Origin of the sequence: Microbacterium sp. W4I4 (genome assembly GCF_030816235.1) — a bacterium.
GTDB lineage: Bacteria > Actinomycetota > Actinomycetes > Actinomycetales > Microbacteriaceae > Microbacterium.
In genome coordinates this window covers 3,185,267-3,206,853 of sequence record NZ_JAUSXT010000001.1, presented here as the reverse complement: position 1 = coordinate 3,206,853, position 21,587 = coordinate 3,185,267, and the positions used below count along the sequence as shown (strand labels likewise).

Sequence of the window (21,587 nt, the reverse complement as noted above, 5' to 3'; positions counted from 1 at the left end):
TTCAATCATTCCGAGCACTACCACGAATCCAGCCGTCTGGATTCCGTGAGACTATTCCGATTCTTACGACCGTCCGACCCAAAGAAGCGACTCCGTGCTCCGTGCTCCGTGCAACGCGCACCCGGTCCTTGTCGAACGCCTTTTTTATCTAGATCAACCACCGGCAACGTTCTGCTTTATTGCATGAAAATCGTCGTCGCGCCATTCTCGACATTCTTCGCCACCCGCGGCAATACGCTCTTCACGCTGACGCAACTCCGCACGCCGTATTTTTCCTGAGATCGTCTTCGGAAGCTCAAAGAATTCGATTCTCCGCACCCGCTGGAAAGGCAGCAAATGCCCCCTTGCGTAAACGAGGATGGCCTCGGCCGTCTCGGCCGTGGGCTCAAATCCTGCAGCCAATGAAACGTACGCTTTCGGTACAGCAAGCCGAATATGATCGGACGCTGGCACTATCGCCGCCTCGACCACCGCCGGGTGCTCGATGAGAACGCTCTCGAGCTCGAAGGGACTGATCTTGTAGTCCGAAGATTTGAAGACATCATCGGTCCGACCGACATAGATGAGGAACCCGTCCTCGTCGCGCGTGGCGATATCTCCGGTGTGGAAGTATCCGTCACCCATCGTCTTGGCCGTGCGCGCAGGGTCGCCGATATAGCCCGTCATGACATTCGGCGGGCTCTGACGCAGATCGAGGCAGATCTCGCCCTCACCATCGGTCTCCTCACCGGTCACCGGATCGATCAGGACCACCTTCGTACCGGGGAGCGGACGCCCCATGGATCCGTCCTTCGTGGGCTGATCCGGCGGGTTGGCGACCATCGCGGTCGTCTCGGTCTGCCCGAAGCCGTCTCGGAGCGTGAGACCCCAGTGCGTACGGACCTGATCGATGACCTCCGGATTCAAGGGCTCACCCGCAGAGATGGTCTGTGTGAGAGAGCCGGGTCCGCCGGACAGGTCGGCCTGGATCAGCATCCGCCAGACCGTCGGCGGGGCGCAGAGCGAAGTGACGCGCTCCGCCCGGAGCATCTCCATCATGCGGGTGGCATCGAAGCGTCCGTAGTTGTAGACGAAGACCGTCGACTCAGCGAGCCAGGGCGTGAAGAAGCAACTCCACGCATGCTTTGCCCAACCCGGCGAGCTGATGTTGTAGTGGACGTCGCCGGGCCGCATACCGAGCCAGTACATCGTCGACAGGTGCCCCACCGGGTAGGAGGTGTGAGTGTGCTCGACCAGCTTGGGCTGGCTCGTGGTCCCCGAGGTAAAGTAGTGCATCATGGGGTCCGCAGAACCGTTCTGAGGGTGGGGCAGCGGTTTTGCCGGGGCGAAGAAGGCTTCACTGAAGTCAGCCCAGTCTCCGCCTCCTGGACCCACGCGAATACGCGAGAACTCGACGTCGAGAGCATCGAATTTGTACAGATCCGCAGATCCGGCGATGACGTGCTTCACCGCGCCCCGCTCGATGCGGCTCCTGAGGTCATCGCCGCTCATAGCAACCGTGGTCGGCAGGATGATCGCACCGATCTTTATCAGAGCCATCATGGACTCCCACAGCTCAGCCTGGTTGCCCAGCATGAGCATCACGGCATCACCGCGCTCGACACCCTGAGAGCGGAGCCACCAACCGAGCTGATCAGAGCGCGTGGCCATCTCATCGAATGTCCGCGTGGTTCGCGATCCGTCTTCCTCGACGATGACCAGCGCCAGGCCCGCATTGCCGCGCGCAATGCGATCGAACCAGTCGATGCCCCAGTTGAACACCGGACCGACATCCGGCCACACGAAGTTCTTGACTGCCTGATCAAGGTTTCCACGCGTATCCAACAGCAAGTCACGGGCTGCTTTCAAGCGATCGAAAGCAAGTGTTTCAGACATGAACGACCCTCCTTATCCTTAAGAGATCTGAATATGAAGCCAATGGATCACTACACTCCACCGGACGGAGTCGGATCCGCCCAGTTCGGCAGTCTCTTCTCCAAGAACGCGGAGACACCCTCCTGGTACTCCGGCGCACCGGCCATCGCATAGACGCTCAGGGCCGACGACTGCCGCGCCCAGGCGATGCTCTCGACTGATGCAACGGCATCTCGAATGGAGTCGAGCGTGACGCGCATGGCGACAGGTGGATTCTGCGCGATCCGACGGGCGAGCTTAAGGGCGGTCTCGAGCGCCTCGCCGGGAGCGACGAGCCGCGTCAGCAGCCCATGCCTGTGCATGAGGTCGGCCGGAACCGGGTCACCAGTCAACGCCATCTCTGCCGCGACGTGATACGGCAGCCGGAGGGGAAGACGGGTAAGCCCGCGGGCGGCGGCGACCTGGCCGTTACGGACCTCCGGAATCCCGAATGATGCATCACTGGCCGCGACAATCAGATCGCAGGACAGCGCGATCTCGAGCCCGCCCGCGAGCGCGAAGCCCTCGATGGCAGCGATCAGCGGCTTGTTCGGCGGTCGGTCGACCAGACCGAACCAGCCCCGATCAACCGTGCGAGCGAACTCACCGCGCAGCGCCTCGCCCAGGTCCTGACCGGCACAGAAGTAGCCGCCGCTCCCGGTGAGCACACCCGCGCGCAAGTCCGGATCAGTGTCGAGCCGGTCAAGCGCAGCATTCAGATCCGCAGCCATCACGGTGGTCATCGAGTTCCTCCGGGCGGGACGGTCAAGAGTGATGACCAGAACTCGATCGACCTGTTCAGTGAGGACGCGGCCATCCGCGTCGGACCGGCTCACACCCGCTCCAGCACCGTAACGGCACAGACTGCCGCGGTGAACTGGTCACCGAGACTCACCGCGCCGCCGGCATTCTGCGCCATAGCGATCTCGGCGTTGGCGACCTGACGGGCACCGGCTCGTCCGCGCAGCTGATCGGCGAGCTCCACGATCTGAGCGGCCCCAGTCGCACCCACCGGGTGCCCGCGGCTGATCAATCCGCCACTGGTGTTCACCGGCACTCGGCCATCGAAGCGGAGCTGGCCGTCGAGCGCGAGCTTCCAGGCCTCGCCCTCGCTGACCACACCGGTCTCTTCGAGAACGAGCAGCGATGCCGGGCTGGCCGCATCGTGCAGCTCGATGACGTCGATCTCAGAGGCCTTGCGTCCGGCCTGTTCGAGAGCCGCTTCAGCGGCCCGGGTGACGAGCGCGCCTCCCTCATTGCGCAGGCCGGAGCGCAGTGCGGCTCCGGTGATCGCAATCGGATCGCGATCCGGGCGCGCACGCGTGATCACGATGGCAGCCGCGCCATCTCCAATCGGAGAGCACATCAAAAGCGTCAGAGGATCGGCGATCATGCGAGATGCAAGGATCTCCTCGACCGTGTGCGCGTCGCGGTACTGCGCCTTAGGGTTAAGGCTGCCGTGGAAATGCATGGTGGCGGCCGCATGCGCGAAGGCCTCGGGCGTCGCGCCGGTTGCGGCGGCGTACTGGCGCGCCTCCTGCGCGTAGAGCTCCATGAAGACGGAACTGCGCGAGGAGTTCTCGGCCGCCAACGGCGTCGTGACATCGATCGCCCGACCCAGCGCGTCGAAAGCACGAGTCTTGTCGAGATGCGCCATCTTCTCCGCACCGACTGCAACCGCCACATCGCAGTTGCCCGAAGCGACGGCCATCATCGCGAGGTGCAGGGCGCTCGAGGACGAGGCGCAGGCATTCTCGACATTTACTATCTGAGCTCCGGCCAGCTTTCCATCGAGCAGGGCGAGCTGACCCTGAATCATGGCCTGGCCGCTGATCACCGAACTCGTCGCGTTGCCGAAGGCGACGAACCCCACGTCTTCAGGACGCACGCCCGCATCATCTAGGGCGGCATCGACGGCTTCATTGGCGAGTGTCGCAAGTGAAGTGTCGAGGAACTTGCCGAAGCGAGTTGTTGCAGCGCCAGCTATGTAGGTCGTGTTCATTGGTGTCGCTCTCCGTGGGGGAAGTGGGACTCAGGGGTGACGGCACAGCGGCACGGCTGTTCGATCTGACCCGGAAGAATCAAGGAAGTCGGAGAGGTCGCCTCGGGACGAAGCACGGCCGCGAAGCGACCCCTCCTGAAGCTGGTCACGAAATAGGTGATGAGTCCGCTGTCGCACAATGGCGAATAGATGGGAGCAGCGCAAGAGCGCTTGCGCTCGCACCCTGCATCGGCGGGAATGCATTCGTCACGAATGCGCACGCGAGTCCGAGTTCACGATCCCCGAATGCGATCGATCCGCCGGCGGCCTCGTGCCCGAACGAAGCCGCCCCAGTGAAGGGCAGCTGCGGGAACGGCAGCTGCACGCCGGAACCGAAGGTGCTCGAAACTCCCAGCGTGCGGTCCATGCCGCGCGCCTGCACCGCCACCATGCCGTCCAGTGCGGTCACGTCGAGCAGTCGCACACCGTCGATGCTGTCCATCGTGGCGGCGAACATCTTGGCCAATGATCGAGCGTTCGAGACTCCGCTGGCTGCCGGCAGACCGCGCGCAAGAAACTTCGGATCATTCCATGCATCGGTCGAGCCGAGCGCCTCGAGCGCACCGTCGTAGATGATCTCACCGTTTTCGATCCGCTTCTCCTGGTTCGGAGTGAGCTGGAACTCCTGGTAGAGCACCTTCTCGACGCGTGGGAGGATCTCCTCCGGCGTACCGAGCCAGAGGTCCAGCCCGAGCGGCTCCACGATCTCCGTGCGGGCGTAGTCGGAGACAGTGCGGCCCACGACGCGCTTGAAAGCGCCACCGACGATGGTTCCCCAGGTGATCGGGTGGTAGCCGTGCGCCTTACCCGGCTCCCACTGTGGCTCGACCTGGCCGATCGCGGCCTCATCTCTGCCTGTGAGGAGATCCTCGTAGCTGATGGGCTCCCGAAGGGCAGACAGGCCGGAACGGTGCGCCATCACCAGGCGGAGGGTGATGTCCTTCGTCGACGGCTTGTCGAACTCCGGCCAGTACGACGCCAGCGGAGCATCGATGTCGATCTCGCCGCGAGCGTGAGCCATGTGCGTCGCGATGGCGCTCACGGACTTCGTGATGGAGAAGATGAGCTGGAGCGATTCCGGCCGGTAGTCGCCGGCCACCAGGTCCACGACCTTGACTCCGTGCTGATATATGGCGAGCGCGCCGCCGCCCATCCCCTGAGAGGCTACGAGTCGTCCGACGATGTCCGCGAGGGGCTCGAAATTTCCGCGCGCCTCACCGGTCACCTTTATTGTCCGCATGTTCATTTGTAGATCACCGCCAGTTCTTTCTCGAAGAACTCCACCGCGTGCCGGACCTCAGCAATAGGGTCCGGAGCCATGTCGTTCTCGGCCATTGCCCAGCCGCGCCAAGAGTTGTCGGCGAGCACCCGCTGCCAGGCCTTCCAGTCGATGATTCCGTCGCCGAAAATGCGGAAGTACTTCAGCATCGTTTCGTGGCGCTTCATCAGCGGTCCGGACAGCGTCGATCCGTCCAGCGGAGCGATGCAGTCCTTCCAGTGCATGACGGGCACTCGACCGACGTGCGCGTCAAGGACTGCCACAGCATCCCCGCCGTCCAGCGTGGTGTGGCCGGCATCCAGGCACAGCTCGACATTCGCCGGGTCGGTCAGCGACATCATGGTGTCGATGTCGTGATTGCGGGAGCACACCGAGTAGGCATCGGTGTGCAGCGCGATCCGGACACCGTGACGACCGGCCACCGCGCCCAGGCGGTTGATCTGCGACGCAACCTTCTCCGATGCCTCGCGAGGAACATCACTGTCGAAGCTGCCGTTGCTGAACTGAGCGCGCGGCACGGTTCCCATAACGATGATGTCTGCACCCATTTCAGCGACGAACCGGGCGTGACGGTCGATGTAGTCGTCAGCGGCGCCTTCGGCCGCACTGTCTTCGAGAGCGTTTCCGATCAGCGAGCCGCCGTCTGCGTAGCTCGACCCGAGGGTGAGCCCCCTCACATCGAAAGCAGCACGCACGCCCGCAACGTGGCCATATGCCTGCAGCGCGCCTTCCCAGCCACCTGGAATCGGCGCGAGCTCGACGCCCTCCACGCCTGCCGCGGCGACCGAGTCGAGCATGTGGTCGAAGTAGTACTTGGGCTTGGACTGAACCTCAGCGACCCAGTCGCCGTACTCCATGTGCTTGGGCAGCCCCCACCACGCGGTGTTGTAGAAAGTGATGAGAGTGGCGCCCATCCGAACGTTGGGCATGGTCATTATCGCGCTCCTTCTGGTGTGCGAGCCACATCCACCCAGGTGCCAGTCTTCGACGACTCGAGAACCGCCTCGACGAGCTGCTGGGTGTGCGCTGCTTCACCGAAGTTCGGGTGAGCAAGCTTGTGCTCGGCAATGGACTTGACGAACTTGTACATCTGGATGGCGTTGTCATCGACGTAGCCGAGACCGAGGCCGGGCACGTTGTACCAGACGTCTTCGTGCTCGTGCGTTGACAGCACGGAGCGGAAGCCCGAGTGGTCGGCGGGATCGTCCGCGTAGCTGATGCCCAGCTCCTCACGACGGTTCCAGTTGAACTCCAGCGCGCCCTTCGTGCCATCCAGCTCCCAGCGGATCAGGTTCTTGCGGCCCGAAGCGACGAGCGAAACGGCGAAGGTTCCGATCGCACCGTTGGCGAACTCTGCAACCCAGACACCGGCCTGATCCGGCATGTCGCGAGCTGCCCGCTTGTCCTCAGTCAGCCAGCCGACCTCGGGCGCGGCACCGTTCTCGCGTGCCCGAGCCAGACCGCAGACGCGCACGATGTCGCCGTTGAGGTACTCGGCCATGTCCATGACGTGCGAGCCGATGTCGCCGATCATGCCGGATGCACCAGTGCTGGTCTTGCCGCGCCAACCGAAGTCGATGACGTTGAGGAGCACATCCTGCAGGTAGGTTGCGCGGAACTGCAGCGCCGTTCCGATCCTCCCCTCATCCACGAGCTTCTTCGCGAATTGGATAGCGGGGATGTGACGATAGTTGAAGCCGACCTGGCCGGCGGCGCCGGAAGCCACCTGCGCTTCCCACATCTCGAGCGCTTCGGTGGAATCGTTCGTGATCGGCTTCTCGACGAACACGTGCTTGCCGAGCTTGAGAGCCTCGACAGCGATCTCCTTGTGGATGTGCGGAGGAGTCACGATGTCGATGATGTCGATGTCCGGCCGTGAGATCACCTCGCGCCAATTGGAAGAGGACTCCTCCCAACCAAGGCGCTGAGCCGCGTCTGCTGCGAGCTCATCCGTGGCGTCTACGAGCACTGCCTTCCGGATCGAAACTCCGAGATCAGCCATGAGGGGCGCCAGGGAGTAACCGAGACTATGCGCCTTGCCCATGACTCCGTTACCGCCGATAAGCGCCACGCGCAGTTCGTTCATTCTGCCGGTCTCCTAACTCAAAGGGTGCGCCAATCCGTCGGGCGGCTTCATCACTCTTTCACCGGGGTTTGGGAGCAACTTGCTTGTGGCGGTCGCAATTGTTGACTTTCTCTGCCTTGCGTGCGGATGACTTCGATACAAGATCACGGCACTTCCGCGTGAACGCGGGGGGAGAACGCGATTGCGCGGGTACTTTGGCCTCTCACTTCTCGTCGAGGCGGGAAAATCGTCTGACTATGGTGGGGAGAAATCCCCGGGACCCACGCTCGAAAGGAACCAGATGAACCCGCTAATCGGAGGCCTCTCATGCTGAAGGGCATTGATCCCCGACTGTCCCCGAATCTGCTGCGCGATCTCGCCACCACGGGGCACCTCGACAGCGTCTTGCTCGTCGACAGCAACTTCCCGATTCTTCGCGTGAACTGCCCGGTCCACTACGTTCCGCTCACAGCCACCGAGGTCCTGCGGATGATCCTCGGAGTCCTGCCCGTCGAAACAGAGGCACCCGACGCGATCAGCGTGAGAAGCGATGCGACATTGGATACCTCTCGCTCGATCGTCCGCGAGTTCGAACCCGACTTCCGTGATTTCGTGAAGCCGGAGCCGTTCGACTTCCTCGGCGAGGCCGTGCGGGCTTCGGTCGCGATCGTTTCGGCTGACACATTTCCCGCCTGCTATCTCATCCGGCGAGGTGTTGTCACCCTGCCGGTGTAGTCAGAGCCGCACAGATCTCGGCGCTCCGTGCGCGACGCACCAGCGCCAGGCATTCTTGGCGCTAGCGTACAAATTTTGGGACTGAGAAGCAGATAGGTTCGAAGACGTGGACACCGTACCCGCCAAGCTCCCGGGCTCCCTCAAGCGGCGCAAGCCAGTTACAACACGACAGATTGCGGAACGCGCTGGAGTATCTCGGGCGACAGTCAGCTACGTCATCAACGGCGATGCCAGCCGGCACGTCGCCGAGGCCACTAGAGAACGTGTCCTAGCCGCTGCCCGCGAGCTCGGGCACCTGCCCAACGGTCCGGCGCGCGCGCTGCGCGGCCATCAGCAGCCGAGCGTGCTGATCCTGGCGTCGAGCTTCAGCCAGGGTCATGTCATGGGTGCTTACCTGGACGCAATGAGTCGCGGCCTGACGCGGCACGGACTAGTGACGATGACGACGAGGATGGCGCGCGGTGCGGGGGCCGCCGAGCAGATCCTGTCGCTCTGGGATCACGTGAGTCCAGAAGTCCTGGTCGTCATCGGAGGACTACTGCCGGAGAGTGTGCGGGAGAGGATCCAGCGATCGCATGTCCGGCTCGTGGACGAAGGAGATGCCCCGAACCACCTCCTGGTGGGGAGGATGCAGGCCACGCACCTCGCTTCGCTCGGCATCACGGAAATGGTCTATGCCGGCCCCCTGGAGCGAGATCTACGCGAGTATTCCGAGCGGAGCTGGAACGGCGTCCAGGAGGGCTGTGAGCAGAACGGTCTTCGTGCTCCGGCTAAGTTCCTCGTCGGCTTCGATGAGTCCAGCCTCGACCTCGTGATCGACGAATGCCTGGGCCGCCCTTCTTGGCCCGGCCTGTGCACGCACAACGATGACGTGGCGCTGCGGGTCATCGCGCGCATGAGAATGCGCGGCCTCGAGCCCGGGCGAGATATCGCCATCATTGGGGCGGACGACATCCCCGCCGCTGCGCTCGAGCTGTCCACTGTGGCATTCAAGTGGCCACAGCTGGCTGCCGAGCTCGTCGCCGACGTCGTTCAGGATGTTGGCCGGTCTCCTGGATCGCACACCTCGAAGAAGCCTGAGGATTACTGGGAGCTCGTCGAAAGATCGTCCACGGAGCGCGTCGCCAGCCTTTGATAGCGCCGCGTTGCCGCGGCTCTCAGACATCCGCATTTGTCCGATCCAAACCAATCGGATCGGCTCTGATTTCGGACGCGCGGGGAAGGCACTGTCCGTCCACTTTGTGGCGTGCCCGTACAAGTATCTTGAACTGCGTGCGAGCTAATCTCGGGTGACCCAGGCGAAATCTTCCGTTCATCACGGCTGATCTCTCGTCCTGAGCAACCTAGCGGAGTATGCACATGACGTGGCTGTTCAACAATCCCGAAGATTTTGCTGATGAGGCGATCGCAGGATTTACGGTTGCCTCTTCACGCTGGGTGCGCTCCGTATCCGGCGGTGTTGTGCGGGCCACTCGCGGCGCTAAACCGACCGTGGCTGTGGTTACAGGCGGCGGCAGCGGACACTACCCCGCCTTCGGCGGCTTGGTCGGTCCAGGTATCGCACATGGAGCAGCGATGGGCAATGTCTTCGCCTCCCCCTCGGCTCGTCAGGTGGAATCGGTGGCGAAGGCCGCCCATGAAGGCAAGGGGATCCTCTTGACCTTCGGGAACTACACCGGAGATGTGCTGCACTTCGGTCGTGCACAGGAGCGCTTGCGCGAGGACGGCATAGATTGCCGCACCGTCGTGGTGACCGATGACATATGGAGCGCCCCGCCGAGCGACATCGATGGTCGGCGGGGCATTGCGGGTGATCTCGTCGTCTTCAAGATTGCCGGAGCGGCTGCTGAATCAGGCGCGGACCTGGATGCTGTTGAAACAGTTGCACGCAAGGCTAATACTCGTACACGCTCCTTCGGCGTCGCATTCGGTGGTTGCACCTTGCCGGGTGCAACGGAGCCACTCTTTACTGTTCCGGCAGGGAAGATGGCTGTCGGCCTCGGGATACACGGCGAACCTGGCATCTCCGAGGTGGATATCCCTTCCGCCAGAGCACTCGCTGAGCTGTTCGTCGAGAAACTTCTGCAGGAGGTACCCGAAGGCGTCGATATCCAGGGCGCACGCGTCGTCCCACTCCTCAACGGGTTGGGGTCTGTCAAGTATGAAGAGCTCTACGTCGTGTACAAGACGATTCATGAACTGCTCGAGACTGCCGGTCTCGTCGTCGTGGATCCTGAGGTCGGGGAGCTCTGCACGAGCTTCGATATGGCTGGCCTGTCCCTGACGCTGCTGTGGATGGATGAAGAGCTGGAGGAGCTCTGGCTCGCCCCCTGCGACACGCCCGCTTACCGTCGCGGTGTCATCGAAGGCCGCAACGCTTGCATGGTGCTCGCCACGCCGACTGACTCCGCGTCGAGCGAATCAGCATCCAGTTCCAGCACGTCCAGCCGGTCAGCAGTCATCGCCTCGCGCGCATTGGCCATGATGTCCGAGATCCTCAACGAGAAGGCTGAGGAACTCGGCGACCTGGATCGAATCGCGGGCGATGGCGACCATGGAATCGGGATGCAGCGCGGAAGCCGCGCGGCGGCGGCCGCGGCGGCGGCCGCTCTCGCCGCAGGCTCGGGACTGCGCACCACGCTCAGCGCAGCGGGCGACGCCTGGTCGGACAAGGGCGGCGGAACCTCCGGAGCCATTTGGGGCGAAATGTTGATCGCACTGGGAACCTCACTGGGCGAAACCTCCTCCGTCACAACCGATTCGCTCGGCGCCGGTCTCACGGCGATGAAGTGTGCAGTGATGAACTTCGGAAAGGCCAAGCCCGGCGACAAGACCATGATCGATGCGATCGTTCCCTTCGTCGACGAGTTCAACCGCCGGATCGCTGATGGCAACGATCTGATCGAGGCCTGGGCGCAGGCTGCCCACACTTCTACGGTAGCCGCCGACTCCACCGCTGCCATGGCTGCACGCCTCGGGCGCGCGCGCACCCACGGCGATAAGAGCCTCGGCACGCCGGATCCGGGTGCTGTTTCCTTCGCTCTGGTCACCCGAACCGTTCTGAACGTCTTGAAGGAGGACAATTGAGATGGCACTCCGCTTGGTAGTGGGCAGCGACCGCGCAGGATTCGATTACAAGGAACGCATCAAGGCGGACTTGCTCGCCAATAATCTCGTCGCAGCGGTGGTCGACGTCGGAGTCGGCTCGGCGGAAGACATCGACTACCCGCAGATTGCTGTCGCGGCTGCAGAGAAGGTTGCCGCCGGGGACGCCGACCGGGCGATCCTCATCTGCGGCACCGGCCTCGGCGTCGCGATCGCAGCCAACAAGGTCAGTGGCATCCGTGCCGTCACCGCCCATGACTCCTTCAGCGTCGAGCGGTCAGTCCTCTCCAATGACGCGCAGGTGCTCTGCATGGGGCAGCGCGTGATCGGACTCGAGCTCGCGCGACGCCTGGCGCGCGAATGGCTCACGTACGAGTTCGATCCGTCGAGCCCCTCGGCTCAGAAGGTGAACCAGATCTGCGCGTACGAAGAGCAGTAGAAGCGCGCTTCTACGAGAATCGAGACTCTGAGGATGTTCATCGGCTCAAGCCTGAAGATGTACTTCTCACACGCCCGGACAGTGCAATGGATGGGTGCGGTTGCGGAGCAGGTCAAGAATCATCCAGCACTCGATGCGGGAATTCGGCCATTCATGATCCCTCAGTACCCTTCGATCGCTGCGTGCGTAGCGATCGGAACGGGAGCCGGGATTGCGGTAGGGGCTCAGGATCTTGCGGCTGAGGATGCCGGACCGTACACCGGAGAGGTGAGCGGAGCCGTGCTCGCAGAAGTGGGCTGCCGCTACGTCGAAGTGGGCCACGCAGAGCGACGGCAGCTCTTCGGCGAGACGGATGACGTCGTCGCCGCGAAGGTCTTCGCTGCCCAGCGCAATGGGCTCGTCCCCTTGCTGTGCATCGGTGAACAGCTGCCCGGCGATACGGTTGCCGCGATCGCGGAGTGTCGCAGACAGATCGACGCGGGACTCACAGACGCACGGCGAGCGGAGTTGACCGGACCGGTCATCATCGCCTATGAACCGCTCTGGGCGATTGGTGCCCCCCAACCCGCATCCACTGAGCACATCCGTGCTGTCTGTGGATCCCTGCAAGAGTTCGCATCGAAGATGCCGGAATCCGCCTCTCTCATCTATGGGGGAAGCGCTCAGCCCGGCATGCTGACCGCCGTGGCTGACGTCGTCGACGGGCTCTTCCTCGGCCGGTTCGCGCACGATCCGCGGGCATTCGTACAGATTCTCGACGAGGCCCTCGCTCTCGTCTAATCCTCGCGCGGACAGTCCCCTCGGCATCCCCCGCGAATTCCACATCCCCGAACCTCGCGCAATGCACAAGGAGAAGCGGGACGCCCGCAATGCCGACGTCCCGCTTCTAGATGACTCGTTACTTCTTGACGCCCGCGTCGAACTCAATCTGCATGTCCTCGAGCACGCTCTTGACGGTCTTGCGTCCGATGAGCGCGTCCTGCATGCCGACGATGAGCTTCTGCTGCACCTCGGGGTTCGGCCAGTTCTGGTCCGGGAACGGTCCAGCAGTGTCGACGAAGTCGAGCACGACCTCCTGGAACTGGTTCACCGGCTCGTAGTCTGCGGGCCGCAGAGTAGGGATCGTGCCGGGAAGAGCTTCGGCCCAGGCGACGTTCTCCTCAGGCGTGGCCATGAAGGCGACAAACTCCTTGGCGAGCTCGACGTTGTCGCTCTTGGCGTTCACGGCAAGGCCTTGCTGCGCACCGACCAGGAGGTTGATCCGGTCCGGGTCGTCAGTAGCGGGGAACGGAGCGAAGATCACTTCCGCATCCGCCGACGTGAACCCAGGAATGAACAGGCCGATTCCCAGCATTCCGATCGCTTCGCCGGAGTTCAGCATTGCTGCCGCTTCCGGGTGCTGGGTTCCGGAGAAGCCATCGTTGTAGCATCCGGCCTCTGCCATCTGGACGTTCTTGTCGAGCGCCTCTTCCCAGCCCGAACCGACGAACCGGGTCTCGCCGGACGCCAACCCCAGATCGAAGTCGGGGTCATCGACGTAGACGGCGGTCCCCACCATGGAGTACGGAGCAAGCACACCTGCCATCGGGTCGGTCGCTGCGCCGAGCGCGTAGGCGACCTTGCCCGCGTCGCGTGCTGCCTTGCAGAAGGGGATGACCTCGCTCCACTTCGTCGGGATCTCCAGGCCGGCGTCGTCGAGCGCCTTACTGTTGTAAAGTCCACCGAAAGCACTCGCCGACGTGATGAACTCCACCACTTCGCCTTTGCCTCCGGGCTCAGATGTCGAGACGTCGAGGATCGACTTCGGGAGGTCCTTCACCCAGGGCTGGTCGCTGAGATCGGCGAGATAGCCACTCTCGGACAGTACCTGAGCTGATGCCGCGTTTCCATTGCCAGGCCAAGCCATGAAAACATCCGATTGGTTCCCCGCAGCCAGTAGCGTACGCAGCTCGCTGAAGAAGTCTGTCGCGGACATCCACGAAAGCTTGACATGCACGTCTGGGTTGGCCGCCTCAAAACGCTCCACCGCAGCTTCCATCCCCGGACGCGTGTCCTGCGACCACATCACGGAGAGTTCCCGCTTTCCATCTGCGGAGCCTTCACCACCGCCCGTCGAGCATGCGGTCATTCCCGCTACCGCAATGACAGACGCCGTCGCGGCCGCGAGAACGCGCCCCTTACCAAGTCCACGCCTTTGTTTCATGGTTGTACCTCTCTTATAGGTTGCTGCTATTAGTGCATTGCGAACAATCGAGTTGGACTCGCCGATTACCCCTTGAGGCCCGACGAGTACCCGCGGAACACCGCCTTTTGCATGAGCATGAACACCACGAGAACGGGCAGCGCCGCGAGAATCAGTGCCGCGAAGATCACATTCCACTGCGAAGTCCAGGCGCCCACGAAGCCGTATATGGCGACGGGAAGGGTCTGGTTTCCGGTTCCGCTCAGATAGAGCAGGGGCATGTAAAAGTCATTCCATATCATTACGGAGTTCAGTACAACGACCGTGCCCGTGATCGGACGCAGCATCGGAAGCAGAACATGTACGAAAGTCCGGAAATGGCCGGCGCCGTCAATGCTCGCCGCTTCGTCGTAATCACGCGGAACACTCCGCAAGAACTCGACATAGAGAAAGATGCAGAACGGCATCTGAAGACCGCCGTAAACGAGAATTATGCCGAGGAGCGTTCCGGTCAGCCCGACGTTCCGCATAGCGAGATATACCGGAATGAGCGAGAGTTGGATCGGCAGCATCAGCCCGAACAGGAAGGCGAGATATGCCCCCCGAGACCATCCCTGCGTGATTCGTGCGAGGGGATAAGCGGCCAGTGACGAGGTGACAACCAGGAGCAGCACGCTGGCCACGGTGACGATGACGCTGTTGGCCAATGCTGCTGGAAGGTTCCCCTGCTCCCAGGCGGTCACGAAGTTCTCGAACGTGGGCGCTGACGGCGGAGCGAATGGTGACGAGGTCTCGCTCGGAGACTTGAACGCCGTCACGATGAGCAGATACAGGGGCACCACGAAGATAGCCGCCGCGACGATCATGCCGACTTCGAGCGCGAGCTTTCGCCATGTATAACGGTCACTCATCGGTCGTCCGCCTTCCGCCTGGTAACTCTCACCTGGACTAGCGAGAAGATGATGATCAGGATGGTCATGACCAGGGCAATCGCGGTGGCGTAGCCATATCGACCGAATTCGAACGCCGTCTGGTACACGATCGTTGCGAGGGTTTGGGTGGCTGTGCCCGGACCACCGCCCGTGAGGACCCATACCTGGTCGAAGGTCTTCAGACCGTTGATGAGAACCAGCAGAGTTCCGATGATGATCGCCGGCTTGAGCAGTGGCAGTGTCACGGAGAAGAAGATCCGAATCGAACCCGCGCCGTCCAGACGCGCAGCCTCGATGAGCTCATCCGGAACATTCTGCAGACCAGCGAGATAGATGACCATCAGGTAGCCGGAGAACTGCCACAGGATGACCATGATGATCGCCCAGAGCGCGAGGTCCGGATTCCCCAACCAGACCTGCTTCGCCGCGTCGAGGCCGATTGCCCCCAGGAAAGCATTGATCGGCCCCTTGACCGAGAAGATGAAGCCCCACAGGTAAGCAACGATCACGGGCGTAACCAGGACCGGGGCGAAGAAGAGCACCCGCAGAACGTTCCGGCTCTTAATGGTCGAGTTGAGCGCGACTGCCAGGAGCAGTCCGAGGACGTTCTGCCCGATGACTACCACGACAGTGATTATGAGCGTGTGCAGCAGTGCGCCGTAAGCGCCCGGGTCCTGGGCGAATGTCACGAAGTTCTGCACACCAACCCAGTCGAAGTCCCAAGACAGACCGTTCCAGTTCGTAAATGCAAACAGTCCGCCCAGCAAGGATGGGACAAGGACGAATGCAAGTAACAGGAGTGCCGCTGGCGCCAAGAAGCCTATCGCCCATGAATTGCGGTATTTTGCCCGCCGCATAGGTCGTTGTTGGGGCGACCGGGTTGCCGTCGCTACTCTTAGAACGGTCACGTTTTCTCCATTAGGTCCGTCGTCGTACCAGTCTCGAGCTTCTACGCTGAGAACGGTTGAAGAGTCAAGCCTCAGCGATTGCCAGCCAGCGCCATCACGTTCGTTGTGCGGCGGTCGAACGCGCCGGACACGGCTAGGTGCTCGGATTGCCGACTCTGAGCCCATGATCTTCGGTACGAGCCTGGCGACTGCCCATACTCGCTCTTAAAGAGTCGGCTGAAGTGGGCGGGGTCATGAAGACCCCAGCGCGCCCCGATGGTACGGACCGAAACCTCTGACATCGCCAGGTCCTCCAGGTCTTCGCGACAGTGCTCGAGGCGACGGTGACGGATCCACGCTGAGAGCGACGTGCCTTGCGCTCGGAATACTCTGTGAAGCGTCCGCAGTGAAGCGTGCACCGCGCGTGCCACGTAGGCTGGATCGAGGTCCGGGTCCCAGAGAGCCCCCTCGATCACCTGCTCGCTTTCCGTCCACAGATTGCTGTCATCGGAGTGCACTATTGCCTGAAAATGTAGCCGCACGAGGGCTGCAAGCTGCTGGGGGAAGTCCCCAACACTGCGACCATTCAGGTGCTCTTCACTAAGCGCACATAGAAGATGACCGAGGATGCTGACGGTTGAGGACCGTCGCGTCTCCAGAACCACATTCGCGTCACGGAGCGCCTGAAGGGCTCCAAGCGGCGCCGAGGGCAACAGGAACACAACGATTTCGGCCTCACGATCGACGCGGACGACTGCGGGCGCACCCTCAAGAACGATCAATGCATCGCCTTCGTCAAGTTCGCGATGGCCATCAGTATTCTCAATGCTCAACGAGCCCGACCTCACGAAGCACAGCTGGGCACTTCCGTTGCCCGGGTGCAAACACACGCTTTGACCACCCTGAACTGTCGAGACCCACGAACTAGCCGTGTCGGTTTCGTGCAATGGGAGCATGTCCCCCCACCTCCTCGTGGTTGGTGTCACCCAAGACTGTGACACGTGTCACGTTACACGCGTCACGTGACACGTGTCAATAATGCGATTTGCGCGGTGATGACGCTCACACGACCCCGAGGTCCTCTGGCTGCCGCAGCACCTGCTTGCCCGCGCCGCAAGCTTCGTGAGTGAGGCCACCTGCGCCTAGATCTCGCCGATCTGCCCCAGCCGGAGATAGATCTCACTAACCGCCTCATCATTGACGCGATACACAGCCCACTCCCCCCGTTTCCGCTCTCCCCGAGGAGGCAACGTGGGACGCAAGCGGTACATCCGCAACGGTGCGACCGGCGCCCCATCGCCCTGCGCAGCATCCGACTCGTGCTGCCTCAGCATCCGCTCCACCCGTTTTGAATCCATTTCAGATGTGGGCAGAATGTGGGCACGGGCCCTTCTCGGGGAATGGCGAAGGCCCCGACTTCCCAGTGTTTTCTAGGGGAGTCAGGGCCTGCAGTCTGGCGGTGACGGTGGGATTTGAACCCGAATCCTCGAGATCCTCTTGGGTCGTGTTCAGCCGAGAAGCCCGGATATCCGCAGGTTCGAACCTGATCAGCTCTGTCTACAGACGACTTCGGTCCGGCTCGATCTTGTACGTTCGTGGGTGAAATGTGGGAGGCAATTCGACCCCGTGTTCCCGCCATACCAAGTCGCACAGTTGAACACCTCTGGATTGCAAGCGATGGCAATGGCCGGGGAGCGAGCGCGGGAGCCCTGGCGTGTCTCCGTCAGTGCCGCGAGGCCGATTGCCACCGCGCGATGTTTGGAGGCAAAGTCATTCTCGGCCTGCAGCTCCGGATCCCGATCGATAACGTCCGCGATCAATTCAGCTTGCCCCGATGACAGCGCCTCATCTGAGTCGATGCATCAGCCCCCTCCAGCAACCCCTGTCGGCGTAGCACGTCATTTGCTCCGGCGGTGAACCCGGCGAAGCCACCTCGCACGTCGAAGACCGCCGCGTTCGCCTCCATGATAATAGTCGCCTGGGACATGACACGTTCGAGCGCGGACCAGTCTCCACCTCGTGCGAGTCCACACGGCCCAGCGACCGGGCAAGCCTCCGAAAATCGTCCAGAAACAACGTCATCACGGGTCACGATGTCGAACCATCCAAGAAGATCAGGGACGATGTTGTCCTCGTTCCCGGTTTGGAACGCGACGTCGTCGCCGCGATCGGAATCGACCACCCCTGCACTGGTTCGAGCGTGCGGTAGCGGTCGAACGGTACGGCCTTCACTCTCACCGTCGAAGGCTGGTCGGCGAGTTCCGGCCAGAATCACCGCGCGAGGTGACGGCCACCTACGGCCTCTTGCAATTAGATCCCTAAGACCGGCATGACTTCGCCAACGGCGACACATCGCGCCACGAAGGCGTCCTCGTCCGAGACGCCGAGCGGTGACACCAGAGCAACGTCAGATCCGAGCGACGCCGCGAGCTCCGCCTCTCCTGGGCGGATCGGAGCGGGGAGCAGGGCTCATACATAGAGCCCCCTCAGTGGAGTCGGCCCGACAGCGACGGAGCCGTCCTGCAGCCGCAGCATGTCCGGTCGACGGCGGCGCAGTCGGTCGTTTGCCCCCGGCGCGTACTGCAGGCTGTTGCACTCGAACGCGCGGTAGGTGAACGGGAGCGCCGCAGCGAGACCGGCCGAGTGTTCGAGTGCGAGGTCGACAGTGGTGAGGTCCTGCAGCACGGTGAAGAGGCCCGCGGCCCTCGCATGCAGGAAGGAGAGGATCGCGAAGGACTGACCCTTGGAGGCCTTGATCGCGACACCCGACCATCCGCGCTCTCCAGCACCCCGGAGCTGATCGACATCGACATGCCCCTCGTCGAGCACGAGTGGCGGAAGCAGATCCGCGGGAATCCGATCCGGATGCCAGGGGCGGATGTCGTGGACCGTCCGTGGCGCCGGCTGCTCTACGTACCGGATGGAGCGCCACAGCTCTTCCCGGCTCCGCAGCGTGTCGAGTAGAAGGTGGAATTCTTCAGGGCGGCGGTAGCCCTCGTTCGCATCCAGTGCGAAGGTCAGCCCGAGGGAGCCGAACCTATCGTGGATCGCGGTGACACGAGCAGCGTCCGACTCCGCTTCGCCGGCGAGCTTGATCTTCAGGTGTCGGATCCCGTGCTCTTGAATATCGCGGCAGAGCGCATCCTCGTCGCCGATTCCGTCTGAAAGGCCCACGACGCGTTGCACCGGCACCCGGGTCCGGTGATGCTTCGCAGCGAACGCCTCGGCGTCGGCGATCGAACCGAGCAACGGCGACTGCCGTGAAGCGAAGTCGAGGGCGGAGAGGCCCTGTGCGGCGGCGCCACCATCGTGGAGCGAGGAGTCGGCGGCCGCAATGCACAAGAGGAGCGCGACCTGAGGGATCCCCTCCGCCTCGGGGAGCACCGCAGCCCGGCGGCGGAGCGTCTCCCAGGCGGCGAACGGATCCGCGGCATCGCTACCGACGACCAACCTCGCGGACGTCTCGACGAGCTCCCGCATCCGCCGATCCCTTGCCTCGAACGAAAGACTGCTGGGCCACGCCCATGGCACCGACAGCATGCTCGCGCCTCGTCCGCGCGTCGTGTTCCCTGCGGAGTCGCGGACGAGCACGTCGACCAGTGCCATCGTCACCCGATCGATCGCGGCGCCGGCGATGACCAGCGGATGCTCGAGAATCACCGACGTGAAGCGCGCCTTCGCTCGCACGACCGGGAGAAGAGGCTCAGGCATGCCGCGTCCTTTCCGGGACGACGGATTCCTGCTCGAGCGCCACGAGGACTTCGACGGGGCGACGCAATTCCTCCACGGAGAGCGGCTGGCCCTCACCCCGCGCCATGGCGACGAAACGTTCAAGTCCCGGACGCAGGTAGTCAGCGGGCAGCGCGATCTCCGATTGCTCGAAACGGTCACCCCACTCGAGGCGGACCGAGAAGGGGACACCGCCGTCGACATCGGGGGCGACGAAGCGCAGTTCCACCTCGGTTCCCCCCAGCCGCAACCGGGCCGTGATACCGTCCGACTCCTGGCGCACCGTCAAGTCACCGACCTCGCCCGGAGCAAGATGGCAGGCGAGCTCGACGAGGTGCACCCCATAGAACGCGAGGCCGCCGTAAGGGCTCGCCGGATCGGCAGGTCCCGTTACCACGATGCTCGTCGGCTGTTGCACGAGTGCCGCCGCCCGCAGCCGCGGCATGTCCCCCAACCACCGCAGCGGACTGAACGAGGTCAGAGGAGCACCCGAGGCCCCCGCCGCCGCGATCATGGCGTCGGCATGTTCGAGATCCAGCGCGAATGGCTTGTCCACGAAAACGGCAAGGCCGGCCCGCAAGGCGGGGAGTGCGTGCTCCGCGTGTTCTTCCCCATGGCGGCCAGCGACGATCACCGCCGAGCATCGGCGCACCAGCTCCTCGACCTCGGCCATGAGGAGACCTCCCTTGCGCGCGCCGAGCTCCGCGAGGCGGTCGGCGTCCTCGCCTACGATGCCGACGACCCGGACACCCGGGAACGCCTTCTCCTCATTGATATGGCGAAGGTAGTGATCGACATGAGAGCTGTCCGTGCCGACGATGCCCACCGTGATCGGCCCACGACGTCTTCCGACCTCCGGCCAGGGCATCATCGGGCGCGTGCGATGAGCTCGTCGTCCTGCAGACCGAACAACGCCTGGGCGTTGCGTCGGTAGACGAGCTCTTCGCTCTCCGGTGAGAACCGGGCCTGCGCGTAGAGGCCGAAGGCGACGGCGGGATCGATGAGCGTCGCGTCCGTGCCGAAGAGCAGTTGACGGTGGTCGACGCGGGAGGCGAGCTCGACGATCCTGGCCACCTGTGTCAGCGAGCAAGACGCCTCGAGGTACAGGCGATCGCAACCTTGCGCGGCCTCCGCTGCGAGATCCCATCGGTCCGCTCCGGCATGCGCGGCGATCGCCCGCAGCCCCGGGCGCGCGCTGACGAGCTCCGCCAGGGCGAGCACGTCCGGCCCCCAGGTGTGTATCAGCACCGGGGCACCGTATTCGGCCAGCAGATCGAAAGTGTCGCTCATCGCCGGCGAGGCGATGGGTTCCCCCGGGTACGTCGTATGGATCTTCACCCCGACCCACTCGGGGCGCACGAGATACCGGTCGAGGTCCTTGCGCGTCGTGACCGGATCGTTCGGGTTGGCGACGACGTATCCGCGCAGTCGCGACGTCCGCTCCAGCATGCGCGCCAGTGCCGCATTCCCCTGCTCGGCGTCGAAGACCACGGCCTCCGACGCCGAGAGGATCTGCAGGTCGATCCCGTACACGTCCATCAGCCGCAGGTTCTCCGCGACGTCACCGACGTCCATGGGGAAGAACCAGGAGCCCCAGTGTCCGTGCACATCGATGAGTGGACCACGGTAGGCAGGGTGGCGGCTCATCGTTCCCCCTCCTCGGCGAGCGTGCGGTACCAGCCGCCGCCGATGAAGGCGCGCTCCTCGACGGTGATCCGCGCGTGACGGAAGCGGAGTTCGCTCGACGCCGTCGCGTGCAGCGGCGTGCGGGAGCCGAAGGCCAGATGTCCCGCCCCCACCTCCGCAACGACGCGCTCGATCGAGTCGGGGGAGTTGAGCAGACGGGTAGAGCCGAGGAAGCGGCTTTCCTCGCGCGCGAGGAGCACGAAGTCCGCGACGTGATAGGCGTGGACATCGAGGAAGACGACGGTGAGCCCTCGATCGGCGAAGGGGCGCCACACCTCCCGGGGATCGCCGTCGGAGAGCACCGTCAGCCTGTGCGCTTCCGCAAGCCGGGCGACATGCCGGTAGGCCGGCGCGGAGACTGGCACACCCTGCAAGGCGCCGAAGAGACGCAGCACGCGGACGCCGCGCTCGGCCATCCGTTCGACCTCCTGTTCCGCGCCCAGGGCGTCGCGCAGATCGACCGTGGCCGTCGCGAGCAACCGCTCCTGCATCGACTGCAACGCAAAGGTCTCATCATTGCCGGCGGCATCGTCGAACCACGCGCCGCGGCCCGCGCAGGCCAGCCCCCGGTTGATCCCGTGATCGTCGAGAGTGCGCAGCACGGCCGACGAGAG

Annotated in this window: 20 protein-coding genes; 5 read left to right on the top strand and 15 right to left on the bottom strand. The window is 63.4% G+C overall.

Features of this window, described 5'->3' with window-relative positions; translation table 11 throughout:
- Positions 1-153: 153 nt before the first annotated feature.
- From QF046_RS15130 to QF046_RS15105, 6 genes are all read right to left on the bottom strand, one after another.
- Positions 154-1,875, bottom strand: coding sequence for an AMP-binding protein (locus QF046_RS15130; RefSeq protein WP_307371367.1), 1,722 nt, complete (start codon positions 1,873-1,875; stop codon positions 154-156).
- A gap of 50 nt (positions 1,876-1,925) precedes the next feature.
- A complete protein-coding gene (locus QF046_RS15125; RefSeq protein ID WP_307371365.1) occupies positions 1,926-2,729 on the bottom strand; it encodes a crotonase/enoyl-CoA hydratase family protein in 804 nt (267 codons plus the stop codon).
- A complete protein-coding gene (locus tag QF046_RS15120; protein WP_307371362.1) occupies positions 2,726-3,895 on the bottom strand; it encodes a thiolase family protein in 1,170 nt (389 codons plus the stop codon). Before QF046_RS15120 ends, QF046_RS15125 begins: the two co-directional genes overlap by 4 nt.
- 145 nt (positions 3,896-4,040) lie before the next feature.
- Complete coding sequence (locus QF046_RS15115) at positions 4,041-5,180, bottom strand: serine hydrolase domain-containing protein (protein WP_307371360.1); 1,140 nt, start codon at positions 5,178-5,180, stop codon at positions 4,041-4,043.
- Positions 5,177-6,148, bottom strand: a complete 972-nt coding sequence (locus QF046_RS15110) for a sugar phosphate isomerase/epimerase (protein WP_307371357.1) — start codon at positions 6,146-6,148, stop codon at positions 5,177-5,179. The genes QF046_RS15115 and QF046_RS15110 overlap by 4 nt, the downstream gene beginning before the upstream one ends.
- Positions 6,148-7,299, bottom strand: a complete 1,152-nt coding sequence (locus QF046_RS15105) for a Gfo/Idh/MocA family protein (protein ID WP_307371355.1) — start codon at positions 7,297-7,299, stop codon at positions 6,148-6,150. The genes QF046_RS15110 and QF046_RS15105 overlap by 1 nt, the downstream gene beginning before the upstream one ends.
- Before the next feature lie 306 nt (positions 7,300-7,605).
- On the opposite strand from QF046_RS15105, the gene QF046_RS15100 reads away from it, so the two are divergent.
- The 5 genes from QF046_RS15100 (at position 7,606) to QF046_RS15080 (ending at position 12,337) form a co-directional block, all read left to right on the top strand.
- Positions 7,606-8,013 (top strand): RbsD/FucU domain-containing protein, encoded by a 408-nt coding sequence (locus QF046_RS15100; RefSeq protein WP_307371353.1) that lies wholly within the window; start codon positions 7,606-7,608, stop codon positions 8,011-8,013.
- A gap of 106 nt (positions 8,014-8,119) precedes the next feature.
- The gene (locus tag QF046_RS15095) at positions 8,120-9,148 is read left to right on the top strand and encodes a LacI family DNA-binding transcriptional regulator (RefSeq protein WP_307371351.1); all 1,029 of its coding nucleotides are present in this window, start codon (positions 8,120-8,122) and stop codon (positions 9,146-9,148) included.
- A 224-nt stretch (positions 9,149-9,372) separates the two neighbouring features.
- Positions 9,373-11,100, top strand: a complete 1,728-nt coding sequence (locus QF046_RS15090; RefSeq protein ID WP_307371349.1) for a dihydroxyacetone kinase family protein — start codon at positions 9,373-9,375, stop codon at positions 11,098-11,100.
- A gap of 1 nt (position 11,101) precedes the next feature.
- Complete coding sequence (locus QF046_RS15085; protein ID WP_307371347.1) at positions 11,102-11,557, top strand: ribose-5-phosphate isomerase; 456 nt, start codon at positions 11,102-11,104, stop codon at positions 11,555-11,557.
- Between the two features lie 33 nt (positions 11,558-11,590).
- Entirely contained in the window at positions 11,591-12,337 is a 747-nt protein-coding gene (locus QF046_RS15080; protein WP_307371345.1) for a triose-phosphate isomerase family protein, read from the top strand.
- 118 nt (positions 12,338-12,455) lie between these two features.
- Here the strand turns inward: QF046_RS15080 and QF046_RS15075 are convergent, their stop codons facing one another.
- The 9 genes from QF046_RS15075 to QF046_RS15035 form a co-directional block, all read right to left on the bottom strand.
- Positions 12,456-13,685, bottom strand: coding sequence for an ABC transporter substrate-binding protein (locus QF046_RS15075; RefSeq protein ID WP_307371343.1), 1,230 nt, complete (start codon positions 13,683-13,685; stop codon positions 12,456-12,458).
- A 140-nt stretch (positions 13,686-13,825) separates the two neighbouring features.
- Positions 13,826-14,650 carry a carbohydrate ABC transporter permease gene (locus QF046_RS15070; protein WP_307371341.1) on the bottom strand — a complete coding sequence of 275 codons (825 nt, stop codon included), beginning with the start codon at positions 14,648-14,650 and terminating at the stop codon, positions 13,826-13,828.
- Complete coding sequence (locus QF046_RS15065) at positions 14,647-15,372, bottom strand: carbohydrate ABC transporter permease (RefSeq protein ID WP_307371339.1); 726 nt, start codon at positions 15,370-15,372, stop codon at positions 14,647-14,649. The genes QF046_RS15070 and QF046_RS15065 overlap by 4 nt, the downstream gene beginning before the upstream one ends.
- Positions 15,373-15,650: 278 nt before the next feature.
- Positions 15,651-16,391, bottom strand: a complete 741-nt coding sequence (locus tag QF046_RS15060; RefSeq protein ID WP_307371338.1) for a helix-turn-helix domain-containing protein — start codon at positions 16,389-16,391, stop codon at positions 15,651-15,653.
- Positions 16,392-17,374: 983 nt separating this feature from the next.
- Positions 17,375-17,740, bottom strand: a complete 366-nt coding sequence (locus tag QF046_RS15055) for a hypothetical protein (RefSeq protein ID WP_307371337.1) — start codon at positions 17,738-17,740, stop codon at positions 17,375-17,377.
- Positions 17,741-18,027: 287 nt separating this feature from the next.
- Positions 18,028-19,269, bottom strand: coding sequence for an enolase C-terminal domain-like protein (locus tag QF046_RS15050; RefSeq protein WP_307371336.1), 1,242 nt, complete (start codon positions 19,267-19,269; stop codon positions 18,028-18,030).
- Positions 19,262-20,113: a Gfo/Idh/MocA family oxidoreductase gene (locus QF046_RS15045; protein WP_307371333.1), complete on the bottom strand. Its 852-nt coding sequence runs from the start codon at positions 20,111-20,113 to the stop codon at positions 19,262-19,264. Before QF046_RS15045 ends, QF046_RS15050 begins: the two co-directional genes overlap by 8 nt.
- A 41-nt stretch (positions 20,114-20,154) precedes the next feature.
- Positions 20,155-20,934, bottom strand: a complete 780-nt coding sequence (locus QF046_RS15040; RefSeq protein WP_307371330.1) for an amidohydrolase family protein — start codon at positions 20,932-20,934, stop codon at positions 20,155-20,157.
- Complete coding sequence (locus QF046_RS15035; RefSeq protein WP_307371329.1) at positions 20,931-21,575, bottom strand: hypothetical protein; 645 nt, start codon at positions 21,573-21,575, stop codon at positions 20,931-20,933. Before QF046_RS15035 ends, QF046_RS15040 begins: the two co-directional genes overlap by 4 nt.
- Positions 21,576-21,587: the final 12 nt, after the last annotated feature.

Bases quoted from the DNA above. Each gene is read 5' to 3' on its own strand.
- QF046_RS15130 (WP_307371367.1), bottom strand. From the start codon at position 1,875: ATGTCTGAAACACTTGCTTTCGATCGCTTGAAAGCAGCCCGTGACTTG.
- QF046_RS15120 (WP_307371362.1), bottom strand. From the start codon at position 3,895: ATGAACACGACCTACATAGCTGGCGCTGCAACAACTCGCTTCGGCAAG.
- QF046_RS15115 (WP_307371360.1), bottom strand. From the start codon at position 5,180: ATGAACATGCGGACAATAAAGGTGACCGGTGAGGCGCGCGGAAATTTC.
- QF046_RS15110 (WP_307371357.1), bottom strand. From the start codon at position 6,148: ATGACCATGCCCAACGTTCGGATGGGCGCCACTCTCATCACTTTCTAC.
- QF046_RS15105 (WP_307371355.1), bottom strand. From the start codon at position 7,299: ATGAACGAACTGCGCGTGGCGCTTATCGGCGGTAACGGAGTCATGGGC.
- QF046_RS15100 (WP_307371353.1), top strand. From the start codon at position 7,606: ATGCTGAAGGGCATTGATCCCCGACTGTCCCCGAATCTGCTGCGCGAT.
- QF046_RS15090 (WP_307371349.1), top strand. From the start codon at position 9,373: ATGACGTGGCTGTTCAACAATCCCGAAGATTTTGCTGATGAGGCGATC.
- QF046_RS15085 (WP_307371347.1), top strand. From the start codon at position 11,102: ATGGCACTCCGCTTGGTAGTGGGCAGCGACCGCGCAGGATTCGATTAC.
- QF046_RS15080 (WP_307371345.1), top strand. From the start codon at position 11,591: ATGTTCATCGGCTCAAGCCTGAAGATGTACTTCTCACACGCCCGGACA.
- QF046_RS15075 (WP_307371343.1), bottom strand. From the start codon at position 13,685: ATGACCGCATGCTCGACGGGCGGTGGTGAAGGCTCCGCAGATGGAAAG.
- QF046_RS15070 (WP_307371341.1), bottom strand. From the start codon at position 14,650: ATGAGTGACCGTTATACATGGCGAAAGCTCGCGCTCGAAGTCGGCATG.
- QF046_RS15050 (WP_307371336.1), bottom strand. From the start codon at position 19,269: ATGCCTGAGCCTCTTCTCCCGGTCGTGCGAGCGAAGGCGCGCTTCACG.
- QF046_RS15040 (WP_307371330.1), bottom strand. From the start codon at position 20,934: ATGAGCCGCCACCCTGCCTACCGTGGTCCACTCATCGATGTGCACGGA.